This window comes from Microbacterium sp. NPDC064942, assembly GCF_049545525.1.
Lineage (GTDB): Bacteria > Actinomycetota > Actinomycetes > Actinomycetales > Microbacteriaceae > Microbacterium > Microbacterium gawkjiense.
The window spans coordinates 39,859-52,878 of record NZ_JBMWDR010000005.1 but is presented as its reverse complement, the minus strand read 5'-3'; the positions used below and the strand labels follow the sequence as shown (position 1 = coordinate 52,878).

At 69.7% G+C, this 13,020-nt stretch carries 11 protein-coding genes; 3 read left to right on the top strand and 8 right to left on the bottom strand.

What is annotated here, in order from left to right:
- Positions 1–29 precede the first annotated feature (29 nt).
- The gene (locus tag ACPEH2_RS09885; protein ID WP_359919207.1) at positions 30–3,437 is read right to left on the bottom strand and encodes a pyruvate carboxylase; all 3,408 of its coding nucleotides are present in this window, start codon (positions 3,435–3,437) and stop codon (positions 30–32) included.
- A 96-nt stretch (positions 3,438–3,533) separates the two neighbouring features.
- On the opposite strand from ACPEH2_RS09885, the gene ACPEH2_RS09880 reads away from it, so the two are divergent.
- Positions 3,534–4,346: a ParA family protein gene (locus tag ACPEH2_RS09880; RefSeq protein ID WP_064002359.1), complete on the top strand. Its 813-nt coding sequence runs from the start codon at positions 3,534–3,536 to the stop codon at positions 4,344–4,346.
- A 58-nt stretch (positions 4,347–4,404) separates the two neighbouring features.
- Here ACPEH2_RS09880 and ACPEH2_RS09875 read toward each other — a convergent pair whose 3' ends face one another.
- The 3 genes from ACPEH2_RS09875 to ACPEH2_RS09865 form a co-directional block, all read right to left on the bottom strand.
- A complete protein-coding gene (locus tag ACPEH2_RS09875) occupies positions 4,405–4,950 on the bottom strand; it encodes a MerR family transcriptional regulator (RefSeq protein ID WP_064002360.1) in 546 nt (181 codons plus the stop codon).
- Positions 4,951–5,047: 97 nt separating this feature from the next.
- Positions 5,048–5,680: a MerR family transcriptional regulator gene (locus ACPEH2_RS09870; protein ID WP_064002361.1), complete on the bottom strand. Its 633-nt coding sequence runs from the start codon at positions 5,678–5,680 to the stop codon at positions 5,048–5,050.
- Positions 5,681–5,724: 44 nt separating this feature from the next.
- The gene (locus ACPEH2_RS09865) at positions 5,725–6,213 is read right to left on the bottom strand and encodes an FHA domain-containing protein (RefSeq protein ID WP_217531335.1); all 489 of its coding nucleotides are present in this window, start codon (positions 6,211–6,213) and stop codon (positions 5,725–5,727) included.
- A 139-nt stretch (positions 6,214–6,352) separates the two neighbouring features.
- On the opposite strand from ACPEH2_RS09865, the gene ACPEH2_RS09860 reads away from it, so the two are divergent.
- Positions 6,353–6,928: a copper resistance CopC family protein gene (locus tag ACPEH2_RS09860; protein WP_359919204.1), complete on the top strand. Its 576-nt coding sequence runs from the start codon at positions 6,353–6,355 to the stop codon at positions 6,926–6,928.
- Positions 6,929–6,957: 29 nt separating this feature from the next.
- Entirely contained in the window at positions 6,958–8,358 is a 1,401-nt protein-coding gene (gene lpdA, locus ACPEH2_RS09855) for a dihydrolipoyl dehydrogenase (RefSeq protein ID WP_359919202.1), read from the top strand.
- Positions 8,359–8,469: 111 nt separating this feature from the next.
- Here lpdA and ACPEH2_RS09850 read toward each other — a convergent pair whose 3' ends face one another.
- The 4 genes from ACPEH2_RS09850 to ACPEH2_RS09835 form a co-directional block, all read right to left on the bottom strand.
- Positions 8,470–9,099: a CYTH domain-containing protein gene (locus ACPEH2_RS09850; RefSeq protein ID WP_359919200.1), complete on the bottom strand. Its 630-nt coding sequence runs from the start codon at positions 9,097–9,099 to the stop codon at positions 8,470–8,472.
- Complete coding sequence (locus tag ACPEH2_RS09845) at positions 9,089–9,331, bottom strand: response regulator (protein WP_359919198.1); 243 nt, start codon at positions 9,329–9,331, stop codon at positions 9,089–9,091. The genes ACPEH2_RS09850 and ACPEH2_RS09845 overlap by 11 nt, the downstream gene beginning before the upstream one ends.
- Before the next feature lie 88 nt (positions 9,332–9,419).
- A complete protein-coding gene (locus tag ACPEH2_RS09840) occupies positions 9,420–11,903 on the bottom strand; it encodes a glycogen/starch/alpha-glucan phosphorylase (protein WP_359919197.1) in 2,484 nt (827 codons plus the stop codon).
- Positions 11,904–11,984: 81 nt separating this feature from the next.
- The gene (locus tag ACPEH2_RS09835) at positions 11,985–13,001 is read right to left on the bottom strand and encodes a YihY/virulence factor BrkB family protein (RefSeq protein ID WP_217531264.1); all 1,017 of its coding nucleotides are present in this window, start codon (positions 12,999–13,001) and stop codon (positions 11,985–11,987) included.
- Between the last annotated feature and the right edge of the window lie 19 nt (positions 13,002–13,020).

The window sequence follows — 13,020 nt, the reverse complement described above, 5'->3', positions numbered from 1 at the left end:
TGGGGCCTCGGAAAGCCCGACGAACCAGGTTAGTCCGCGGGACGGACGACGAGCAAAAGGTCACCCGCCTCCACCTGCGCGGTGGGGGCGATCACGATGCGCTCGACGACCCCGTCGATGGGGGCGGTGATGGCCGCCTCCATCTTCATCGCCTCGATGGATGCCACGGGCTCCCCCGCGCGCACCTTCGCGCCCTCGTCGGCCTTCACGGTGACGACACCCGAGAACGGTGCGGCGACCTGACCCGGCTTCGACGTGTCGGCCTTCTCGGCCTGGCGGGCCTCGACGGCGACCGCGCGATCGCGGACGGTGACCGGGCGCAGCTGACCGTTCAGGGTCGCCATGACCGTCCGCATCCCCTTGTCGTCGACTTCGCCGATCGCCTCGAGACCGACGTAGAGCTGCACGCCCCGCTCGATCTCGACCACGTGCTCCTGGCCCGGCTTCATCCCGTACAGGTAGTCGATGGTGTCGAGGACGCTGAGGTCGCCGAACGTGTCACGGACCTCGTGGAACGCCTTCGTCGGAGCGGGGAAGAGCAGCCGGTTGAGCTTCTCGCGTCGCGTCGCCGAGTCCGCGTCGAGAGCCGCGGCATCCTCTGCGGAGATGTCGGTCACGCCCACCTTCACGGAGCGTCCCGCGAGCACCTTCGACCGGAAGGGCTCCGGCCAGCCGCCGGGCAGGTCGCCGAGCTCGCCGGCCATGAAGCCGACGACCGAGTCCGGCACGTCGTACTTCTCCGGGTTCGCTTCGAAGTCAGCCGGGTCGGCCTTCACGGCCGCGAGGTGCAGGGCGAGGTCGCCCACGACCTTCGACGACGGCGTGACCTTCGGGACACGGCCGAGGATCCGGTTGGCCGCGGCGTACATGTCCTCGATGAGCTCGAAGTCCTCCGACAGCCCGAGGGCGATCGCCTGCTGACGCAGGTTCGAGAGCTGGCCGCCGGGGATCTCGTGGTGGTAGACGCGCCCGGTGGGGCCGGGCAGCCCCGACTCGAACGGTGCGTAGAGGTTGCGGACCGCCTCCCAGTACGGCTCCAGGTCCGAGACCGCCTGCAGGTCGAGTCCGGTGTCGCGCTCCGTGTCCGCCAGGGCGGCGACCAGCGCCGACAGCGAGGGCTGGCTCGTCGTGCCCGACATCGGCGCGGCGGCGGCGTCGACGGCATCCGCTCCGGCCGCACTGGCCGCGAGGAGGGTCGCCAGCTGACCGCCGGCCGTGTCGTGGGTGTGCACATGGACCGGCAGGTCGAAGCGCTCCCGCAGGGCCGACACGAGCCGCGCCGCGGCAGCCGGACGCAGCAGCCCCGCCATGTCTTTGATCGCGAGGATGTGGGCGCCGGCGTCCACGACCTGCTCCGCGAGCCGCAGGTAGTAGTCGAGCGTGTACAGGTCCTCGGCGGGGTCGAGGAGGTTGCCGGTGTAGCAGATCGCCGCCTCGGCGACGGCGGTGTCGGTGGCGAGGACCGCCTCGATCGCGGGCCGCATCTGACTGACGTCGTTGAGCGCGTCGAAGATGCGGAAGATGTCGACACCGGATGCCGCGGCCTCCGCGACGAACGCATCCGTGACCTTCGTCGGGTACGGCGTGTAGCCGACAGTGTTGCGACCGCGCAGGAGCATCTGGATCGCGACGTTCGGCAGGGCGGAGCGGAGGGCGTCGAGACGCTCCCACGGGTCCTCGCCGAGGAAGCGGAGGGCGACGTCGTAGGTCGCACCTCCCCACGCCTCGACCGACAGCAGCTGCGGAGTGAGCCGGGCGACGTGCGGGGCGACGCGGACGAGGTCCTTCGTGCGCACCCGGGTCGCGAGCAGGGACTGGTGCGCGTCGCGGAAGGTCGTCTCCGTGACGGCGAGTCCGTCCTGCGCGCGGAGCGCCTCGGCGAAGCCCTTCGGGCCGAGCTCGAGCAGACGCTGCCGCGACCCGGGGGCAGGGGCTGCATTCAGGTCGACGACCGGCAGCTTCGCGGCGGGGTCGGTGTGGACCGGGCTGTCGCCGTTCGGGCGGTTGACCGTCACGTCCGCGAGCCAGGACACGATCTTGGAGCCACGGTCCTTCGACTCACGACCCTGCACGAGCTCGGGCCGCTCGTCGATGAACGCCGTGCTCAGGTCGCCGGCGGCGAAGGCCGGGTCGTCGAGCACCCGCTGCAGGAACGGGATGTTCGTCGACACACCGCGGATGCGGAACTCCGCCAGCGCGCGACGGGAGCGGACGACCGCGGCCTCGAAGTCGCGCCCCCGGCACGTCAGCTTGGCCAGCATGGAGTCGAAGTGCGGGCTGATCTGCGAGCCGGCCGCGGTCGTCCCGCCGTCCAGACGGATGCCGGCACCGCCCGGCGAGCGGTAGGTCGTGATCTTGCCGGTGTCGGGGCGGAAGCCGTGCGCGGGATCCTCCGTCGTGATGCGGCACTGCAGGGCGGCGCCGCGCAGGTGGATCTGCTCCTGGCGCAGGCCCAGGTCCTCGAGGGTCGCGCCCGCGGCGATGCGCATCTGCGACTGCACGAGGTCGACGTCGGTGACCTCTTCGGTGACGGTGTGCTCGACCTGGATGCGGGGGTTCATCTCGATGAAGACGACCTCGCCCGCGCGGGGACCGGCGGTCTCGAGGAGGAACTCGACGGTTCCCGCGTTCACGTACGAGATGGACTTCGCGAACGCGACGGCGTACGCGTAGAGGTCGCGGCGGATCTCGTCCGAGAGGCCCGGCGCGGGTGCGATCTCGACCACCTTCTGGTGGCGACGCTGCACCGAGCAGTCGCGCTCGAACAGGTGGACCGTGTTCCCCGCCGCATCCGCGAGGATCTGCACCTCGACGTGACGCGGCCGCTGCACGGCCTGCTCGAGGAAGACACGCGGATCCCCGAATGCGCTGCCCGCCTCGCGCATCGCCTCCGACAGCGCGGGCGGGAGGGCGTCGGGGTGCTCGACCCGCCGCATCCCGCGACCGCCGCCGCCGGCGACGGCCTTCACGAAGATCGGGAAACCGATGTCGGATGCCTGCGCGACCAGGGCGTCGATGTCGTCCGACGCCTCCGTCGAACGCAGCACCGGCACACCCGCGGCGATCGCGTGCTGCTTGGCGGTGACCTTGTTGCCGGCCATCTCGAGCACCGTCGACGACGGACCGATGAAGGCGATCCCATGGGCGGCGGCCTTCGCGGAGAGCTCGGGATTCTCGGACAGGAATCCGTAGCCCGGGTAGATCGCATCGGCGCCGCTCTCGAGCGCGACGCGGATGATCTCGTCGACGTCGAGGTACGCGCGGACGGGGTGGCCCACCTCGCCGATCTGGTACGCCTCGTCGGCTTTCAGCCGGTGCAGCGAGTAGCGGTCTTCATACGGGAAGACGGCGACCGTCCGCGCCCCGAGCTCATACGCGGCGCGGAATGCGCGGATGGCGATCTCTCCGCGATTGGCGACCAGAATCTTGCGAAACATGCTCTTCACCTCACTGGGTGCGGGGCCACTCCGTCGGGGCCGCCGAGGTACGGGCTGAGTACCCTCACAGCCTAGGGGACGGTAACGTAGTCGCTTGTGCACGTACTCTCCGTCAGCTCCCTCAAAGGTGGCGTCGGCAAGACGACCGTGACCCTGGGCCTCGCCTCCGCGGCGTTCGCGCGCGGGGTGCGGACCCTTGTCGTCGACCTGGACCCGCAGTCCGACGTGTCGACGGGCATGGACATCCAGGTGGCGGGTCGGCTCAACGTCGCCGACGTCCTCGCCAACCCCAAAGAGAAGGTGGTCCGTCAGGCCATCACCTCGAGCGGCTGGGCGAAGGTGCACCCCGGCACGATCGACGTCATGATCGGCAGCCCCTCTGCGATCAACTTCGACGGTCCGCACCCGAGCGTCCGCGACGTGTGGAAGCTCGAGGAGGCCCTCGCCACCATCGAGGCCGACTACGACCTGGTGCTCATCGACTGCGCGCCATCGCTGAACGCCCTCACGCGCACCGCGTGGGCGGCATCCGACCGCGTCGTCGTCGTGACCGAGCCGGGCCTCTTCTCCGTCGCGGCAGCGGACCGTGCGCTCCGTGCGATCGAGGAGATCCGCCGCGGCCTGTCCCCCCGCCTGCAGCCCCTCGGCATCGTCGTCAACCGCGTCCGCCCGCAGTCCATCGAGCACCAGTTCCGCATCAAGGAACTGCGCGACATGTTCGGGCCGCTCGTGCTGACCCCCCAGCTCCCCGAGCGCACTTCCCTGCAGCAGGCGCAGGGTGCGGCTAAGCCGCTGCACATCTGGCCCGGCGACTCCGCGCAGGAGCTCGCCGCCGACTTCGATTCGCTGCTCGACCGGATCGTCCGCACGGGTCGCATCCCCGTCTCGGGCGCCGCCTCCCCCGCCTGACCGTCCGGCACCCGGGCGCGCGAGAGCATCCTCCGCGCGTACGGGGATGCGGCGTGCGTCAGGCGGAGCGCGCGGCCCGACGGGCGGCCAGCTCGTCGACCTGTTCCGGCTGCTGGGCCTCGAAGTCGACCAGGGTGGTCTCGACCTCGCGGAGGACCTTGCCGACGGCGATGCCGAAGACACCCTGCCCGCGGCTGACGAGGTCGATGACCTCGTCGTTGGAGGTGCAGAGGTACACCGATGCGCCGTCGCTCATGAGGGTCGTCCCCGCAAGATCGCGGATACCCGCCGCGCGCAGCTGATCGACGGCGATGCGGATCTGCTGGAGCGAGATCCCCGTGTCGAGGAGCCGCTTCACGAGCTTCAGAACGAGGATGTCGCGGAACCCGTAGAGCCGCTGCGATCCCGAACCGCTCGCGCCGCGGACCGTGGGCTCGACGAGCTCGGTACGGGCCCAGTAGTCGAGCTGCCGGTAGGTGATGCCGGCAGCGCGTGCCGCCTGGGCTCCGCGGTAACCGACTTCATCGTCCATCTCGGGGAGGCCGTCGGTGAACAGGAGTTCGGTCGAGAACTTCTGCTCGCCCAGCGCATCGTGCGCGGTCATCGGGGCCTCCTGCGGGTGATCGGTGATTCCACGCTAGAGGACCGAGGTGCCTCCGGCAACGACATCCGACTCGTCGCGTCCGGCGTGTCGCGGACGGTCACGGGGTCAGACGATCGAGCGCTGCGGCGACGAACACCTGTCGGATCTCTTCGAGTCGACGGGCCAGTTCGGGCGCGATCTCGTTGGCCTTCGCTCGGGAACCGGCATCCGCGCGGCGCAGCAGCGGGGCGATGGCGCTCTCGATGAGCGACACCTCGCGCTCGGCGCTCTGCCGGATGGTGCGGATGTGGCGGGGCTGGATCCCGTGCGCGTCGAGCGCGACGAGGGAACGGAGCACGCCGAGCGCACGCTCGTCGAACGAGTCGGAGGGCGCGATGAGACCAGCGGACACCGCTTCGTTCAGCAGCGTCGCCGAGGCGCCGGCTGTGCTGAGGAGCTCGTCACGACGGTAGCGACGCGAGGTCTGGACGATGGATGCCGGCGGGACGGGCGCCACGTCGTCGCCGTGTTCCTCGAGGTACTCCCGGATCCGCGCCAACGGGATGCCGAAATCACGCTGCATGCTGAGGGCCGTGCGCAGCCGCTCCACGTCGGCGGCGGAGAACTTGCGGTACCCGGACTCGGTGCGGACGGGCGTGACGATCCCCTGCACCTCGAGGAAGCGGAGCTTGCTCGCGGTGAGGGCGGGGAACTCCGGGCTCAAACGGGCGAGGACCTGGCCGATGCTCAAGGACCCCGAGGACGCAGCTCGTCCCCGGGTGGCGGCGGCCGGGCTCACGCGCCGATCGCCCGCTCTGCCGGAGCGACGAAGAAGTTGAGGCGGAATTTGCCGACGCGCACCTCGGCCCCGTCGGTGAGGGTCGCGCGGTCGACACGCTCGCCGTTGACGTAGGTGCCGTTGAGCGAGCGCTGGTCGATCAACTCGAACGTGGCGCCCGTGCGCGTGATCTCCGCGTGACGCCGGGAGACGGTCACATCGTCGAAGAAGATGTCGGCCTCGGGGTGGCGACCCACGGTCGTCACGTCGGTGTCGAGCAGGTACCGCGCACCCGCGGTCGGCCCTGACCGGACGATGAGGAGCGCGGCACGCGCCGGGAGGGCGTTGATCGCCTCGACCTCGGCGGCCGTCAACTCGGCGCCGAAGGGCACGAAGGAGAGGTCCGAGTCGTGCCCGAACGTCTGCGTCGAATCCACAAGACGCGGGTGCGCCGACGTCTCGGCACCCCGATGGATGTCGCCGTCCGGTCGCTGATTCTCGTCCACGATGTCCTCCTTCTCCCACAGTAACCGATCGCTCCCGCTCACGGTGGCCGGGTCCACGCCGAGGCGACATGGTATCGGGCCCGTGGCGTGGACGACAGGGCCGCGGAGCGGCGGCGTGCGTTCGGTTAGCGTCGCCACCATGTCGACGTCCACGAACCCCCGCATGCGCCGTCGCGGTGGCGCGATCGCCGCCGCAGCGGTCGCTGCCGCGCTGCTGCTCGCTCCCGCCTCCCCCGCCGCGGCCCACGACGAGTTGCTCAGCTCCGATCCGGCCGCCGACGCCGTCCTCGGAACCACCCCGGAGGAGATCTCGCTGACGTTCAGTGCGACACCCTCGACGGAGCCTGGTGCGACGGTCGTGGCGGTCTACGACGAATCGTGCCGTTCGCTCGCCGCCGGGGACCCCGAGGTCGCGGACAACGTCGTCACCCAGGCGGTCGACGGACCGGTCGAGGGGGCGGTCCTCGTCCAGTGGCGGATCGTCTCGAGCGACGGGCATCCTCTCTCGGATCAGTTCACGTTCTCGGTGGGTGAGGACGGGAAGGTCGCGGCGGTCGAGGAGTGCGGCGAATCGGCCGGCGAGCAGGCGGAAGGGTCGTCGGACGGGTTCAACGCGGTCCCCTACGCGGTGGGCGGAGGCATCATCTTCCTCGCCGTCGGCGTCGTGATCGCGGTCGCGATCGTCCGCGGTCGACGGGGCGAGACGAAGGAGTGAGGCCACCGGCAGCGGACTAGGCTGGACGCATGCCTCACTACGACGTCGTCATCCTCGGTGCCGGCCCCGGCGGCTATGTCGCGGCCGTCCGCTCCGCACAGCTCGGACTGTCCACCGCCATCATCGAAGAGAAGTACTGGGGCGGTGTCTGCCTCAACGTCGGGTGCATCCCCTCCAAGGCGCTCCTGAAGAACGCGGACCTCGCGCACACCTTCACCCACAAGGCCGACCTCTTCGGCATCAGCGGTGACGTGAACTTCGACTTCGGCACCGCATGGGACCGCAGCCGCAAGGTCGCCGAGACCCACGTCAAGGGCATCCACTTCCTCATGAAGAAGAACAAGGTGACCGAGTACCAGGGTCGCGGCTCGTTCATCGACGCGAAGTCCATCGAGGTCACGAAGGAGGACGGCTCGAAGGAGACCGTCACGGCCGACAACGTGATCATCTCGACCGGCTCGACCGTGCGTCTGCTGCCGGGTGTCACCCTCAGCGAGAACGTCGTCACCTACGAAGAGCAGATCCTCACGCGCGACCTGCCGAACTCGATCGTCATCGTCGGTGCCGGCGCGATCGGCATGGAGTTCGCCTTCGTGATGAGCAACTACGGCGTCAAGGTCACGATCATCGAGTTCCTCGACCGCGCTCTCCCCAACGAGGACGTCGAGGTCTCGAAGGAGATCCAGCGGCAGTACAAGAAGTACGGCATCGAGATCCTCACCTCGACCAAGGTCGAGTCCGTCGTCGACTCGGGCGACAAGGTCACCGTGTCCTACTCGGCCAACGCCGACGGCGCGAAGGGGCAGATCGAGGCGGACAAGGTCCTCATGTCGATCGGATTCGCCCCGCGCGTCGAGGGCTTCGGACTCGAGAACACCGGTGTCAAGCTCACCGACCGCGGTGCCATCGAGATCGACGACTACATGCGCACGAACGTCGACGGCGTCTACGCCATCGGCGACGTGACCGCCAAGCTGCAGCTCGCGCACGTCGCCGAGGCGCAGGGCGTCGTCGCCGCCGAGACGATCGGCAAGGCGGAGACGCAGACGCTCGGGGACTACCGCAACATGCCGCGTGCGACGTTCTGCTCACCGCAGGTGGCCTCGTTCGGCCTCACGGAGCAGCAGGCGCGCGACGCCGGCTACGACGTCAAGGTCGCGAAGTTCCCCTTCTCGGCCAACGGCAAGGCCAACGGCCTGGGCGAGCCGGTCGGGTTCGTGAAGCTGATCGCGGATGCCGAGCACCTCGAACTGCTCGGTGGCCACCTCATCGGCCCCGACGTGTCGGAGCTCCTGCCCGAGCTGACGCTCGCGCAGAAGTGGGACCTCACCGCCCTCGAGGCCGCGCGGAACGTGCACACGCACCCGACGCTGTCGGAGGGCCTGCAGGAGGCCTTCCACGGCCTCGCCGGCCACATGATCAACCTCTGATCAGGCAGGGAAGACCTATCGGAACGAATGGGTCTTCAGTAACCTGACGATCACGACTGACGCCGCCCCGAACGAAGCCGGGGGCGGCGTCAGCGCGTTGTGGCCTGGGGGTCAGAGACCGAGGGCGCGCTCGAGCTTGGAGCCCGACCCCGACACCTCTCCCCCGACGGCGCGGACGAGCTCGTCCGCCGCGGCGAAGAGCGCATCGCGGGCCGCGGCATCCGTCGGTGCGGCCGGACCGAGCTCGAGCTCCCACTCGCGCCAGGACGTCTCGACACCCCGGCGGACGTCGGTGGCGGTGACCCTGTCGTCGACGAACTCCGCGAGCAGATTGCCCTCCGCATCGAGGAGCGCATACGCGGTGCGGGCGTTGCGGATGCGCGCGAGCGGCGCGAACGGGGGCGACGCGACGGGGGCGAGGACATCCTCGATCGCCGCGGGCACCACGATGGCATCGGAGCCCCCGGCATCCAGCGGCCAGCGCGACTCCGCCTTGCCTTCCGGCGTCACGCGCTTGATGTGCCAGCCCTCGTCGGGTCCGCCGCTGCGGCGCCGGAGCGCGACGCGCGCCCGTCCCAGCGCGCCGTCGGCGGTGTCGAGGTAGTGCGCGTCGAGCTCTCGCGGTTCGGGTGCGCCGACAGCGGCGACGCCGGGAAGCCGAGCCCAATCGGGCAGCGGCGTCCCGGCGTCGACGTCGTACGTGCGCTCGATCTCGAGCGAGTGCTCCGGCTCAGTCGTCAAGGGTCGAACGGTCGTCGCGCTCGTCGGCGGACGGATCGATGTCGTCCTGCGCGGCGACGAAGTGGAAGTCGGCGGACGTGGGTCCGTCTCCCTCCCCGGTGTTCTCGTCGGCACCCGCGCGCTCGTAGGTGATCTGCGTCTCGCTGTAGGGCAGGATCAGCCGATCCGTGTCATCCTCGAGCGGGATGACCTGGCCGTCGAGCGGGCCGCCGTGAAGTCGTGCGATTGCCATGATGTACCTCCGACACCGACTCTAACCCGGCGCCCCGCCAGCTCCGCCGCGACTTGTCAGCCGGTCGCCGCGGTGCTATCCGCGGCCGTCAGACGAGGGGCGGCGTGTGCCAGATGCGGTCGATGTAGTCGCGCATGGACCGGTCGGAGGAGAAGAACCCGCAGCGCGCCACGTTGAGGATCGCGGCGCGGGTCCAGGCATCCTGATCGGCGTAGAGCGCATCGACGCGCTTCTGCGCCGCGATGTAGTCCGTGTAGTCCGCGAGCGCCATGAACGGGTCGTGGTGGATCAGGTTCGACACCACCGGCTCGAACACCGATCCGTCTCCGCCCGAGAACGCGCCCGAGGAGACGAGGTCCAGCGCCCGCGAGAGGTTCTCGTCGGCGCGCACGAAGTCGATGGGGTGGTACCCGCGCGTCTGCAGGTCGGCGACCTCGGGCTCGGACATCCCGAACAGGAAGAAGTTCTCGTCGCCCACGAGCTCGCGGATCTCGACGTTCGCGCCGTCGTCGGTGCCGATGGTCAGCGCACCGTTGAGGGCGAACTTCATGTTGCCCGTGCCGGAGGCCTCCTTGCCGGCGAGCGAGATCTGCTCGGAGAGGTCCGCCGCCGGGACGACCCGCTCGGCGAGGGTGACGTTGTAGTTGGGCGGGAACAGGACCGCGAGGCGCCCCTCGACCCGCGGGTCGGAGTTGACGACGCTGCCGACGGCGTTGATGAGGTGGATGATGCGCTTGGCCATCGCGTAGCCGGGCGCGGCCTTGGCGCCGAACACGAAGGTGCGGGGGGTGACCTGGTCGGGTGTGACGCGGCCCGAGGCAATGGCGTCGTACTCCGTGATGATGTGGAGGAGCTTGAGCGTCTGGCGCTTGTACTCGTGCAGGCGCTTCACCATGACGTCGAGCAGATGGTCGTCGGCCACGGTGAACCCGTCGCGGTCGGCGAGGGTGCGGGCGAGCACGCGCTTGTTGGACGCCTTCACCGCGCGGAACGCGGCGTGGAAGGCGGTGTCGTCGGCGTAGTCCTCGAGCTCGCGCAGCCGGTCGAGGTCGGTGAGCCAGCCCGGTCCGATCGTGTCGGTGATGAGGCGCGACAGTCCGGGGTTGGCGAGACGGATGAACCGGCGCGGCGTGACCCCGTTCGTGACGTTCGTGAACTTGCCGGGGAAGAAGTCGTCGAAGTCCGGCAGCACCTTCTCGCGCAGCAGCTGCGAGTGCAGCTCGGCGACACCGTTGACCTTGGAGCCGGCGACCGTGGCGAGGTAGGCCATCCGCACCGCACCGTCGGGCGAGATGATCGACATCCGCCGGATCCGCTCCCCGTCGTCGCCGAAGCGCTCGCGGACCTCGTCGAGGAACTCGTCGTTGATCCGGTAGATGATCTCGAGGTGGCGCGGCAGGAGCCTGCCGAGCAGGTCTGCGGGCCACACCTCGAGCGCCTCGGGCAGCAGGGTGTGGCACGTGTAGGCGAAGCACTGCCGGGTGATCTGCCAGGCGGCATCCCATTCAAGCTTCTTCTCGTCGACGAGGACGCGCATCAACTCGGGGACACCGATGACGGGGTGGGTGTCGTTGAGCTGGAAGATGACCCGATCGGGCAGCTTCGCGAGGTCGAAGTCGCTCGGCAGGATGAGGTTCACGAAATCGCTGATGGATGCCGCGACGAAGAAGTACTGCTGCTGCAGGCGCAGCTCCTTGCCCTGCGGGGTGGAGTCCTCGGGGTAGAGCACCTTCGAGATGTTCTCGGCGTAGGTCTGCGCGCGCACGGCCTCCTGGTAGTCGCCCGCGTTGAAGACGCGCAGGTCGAAACCCTGGGTGGCCTGTGCGCTCCACAGACGCAGCGTGTTGACGCGGCCGTTGTGGTAGCCCGGGACCATGTAGTTGTACGGCACGGCGAGGACGTTCCACGACGGCACCCAACGCGTGCGCGTGACGCCCTCGTCGTCGTACTGCTCGGTGTGGCCGCCGAAGGAGATGGTCTGCGCGGCTTCGGGGTGGGGGAACTCCCACGGCGAGCCGAGCGCGAGCCACGAGTCGGCCTGCTCGACCTGCTGTCCGTCGACGAACGTCTGACGGAAGATGCCGTACTCGTACCGGATGCCGTAACCGATGCTCGGCACGCCGAGCGTCGCGAGCGAGTCGATGAAGCAGGCCGCGAGGCGGCCGAGGCCGCCGTTGCCGAGACCCGGCTCGACCTCGAGCGCGCAGACGTCCTCCAGGTCGAGGCCGCAGGCGACGAGGGCCTCGGCCGCGATGTCGGTGAGTCCCGTCGCCAGGAGGTTGTTGTCGAGCTGCCGACCGAGCAGGTATTCCGCCGAGAGGTAGGCGACGCCCTTGGCTTGGGTCGACCGCTGCCGACGCACGTCCTCGAGCCACCGCGCCATGAGGTAGTCGCGCACGGTGGCGGCGAGCGCGAAGTAGCGATCGTTGGCCGTCGAGGTCGACAGGGCCACGCCGCGGCCGTTGTTGAGATTGCGCAGGTACTGCGTCACGAACCCGTCGACGGTGGGCTCGGGCGACTGCACGGGCGCGAGGGCGATCGGGTGGGTCGGCTGAAGTCGCGGGTTCTTCACGGTACGACGGTACACACCCGGACGGTGCGCATCGAGTGGATGCGCCAGAGTTCACACACCGGTGACGAAGGAGCGGGGGTGTCAGTCCTTCGCCCGTTCGGCGGCGAGGGCGTCCCGGGCCGCCTGCAGCTCGTCAGCGGCCGCCTTCACCTGGTCCTCGGCGGTCTGCACGCGGCGCTCGATCAGCGTCGTCGCGCCGTGCACGCGGCGGACGCGGTCCCCGCTCTCGAGCGTGGCCGCCACGATGTACGCCGAGGCGATGAGGATGACCTGGCACGACAGGTTGATCCACAGCAGCAGCGCGATGAGCGAGGCGAAGGTGGCGAGCAGCGGGTTGGAGCCGGCGCCCCCGACGAACAGGCTCGACAGTTGCTGCAGCACGGTCAGGCCGAAGCCGCCCAGCAGAGCCCCGGTCCACAGCGCCCGCGCCGGGGCGCGGACGCCCGAGAGCGTGCGGAACAGGAGCGCGACGACCGCCGTGTCGAGGACGAAGGTGACGAGGATGCCGACCGCGGCGCTGACACCGACCGTCACCGGACTGTCGGCGGAGACCCCGACGACGTCGGCAACCAGACCGACGCCCGCCGTCCCGAGGACGGTCGCGACCGCCGCGGCGGCGAGCCCGACCCCGATGACGACGGCCAGGACGAGGTTGCGGCCGAGGACGATGATGAACAGGGTGTCGTCGTGGACCTTGTCGGCGATCACCCGCAGCGAGGTGCGCAGCGACCCGATCGCACCGATCGCCGCGAGGACGAGACCCACGAGGGAGAACACGCCGGTGAGCGAGAACGCGATCGGTTGACCGAGGTCCTTCGTGTCGATGACGCCGCCCTCGCCCACGAGACCGGGGATCACGCCGTCGACCGCGTCGATGAGACTCTGCCAGGCCTGCGGGTTGCCCGACAGCCAGAGCGCTGCGACGGAGAAGCCGAGCAGGACGCCGGCGAACACGCTAAAGAGCGTGCGATAGGTCACGCTGTCGGCCAGGAGGGGACCGCGCCGCTCGCTGTAGCGGAGGTAAGCCCGCACGATCCGCCATGACAGCGCGCGGGCGATGAGGCGCGGGACGAGCGGGGTCTTCGTGCGATCGGCCATGTCCTCACGGTAGCGAGGC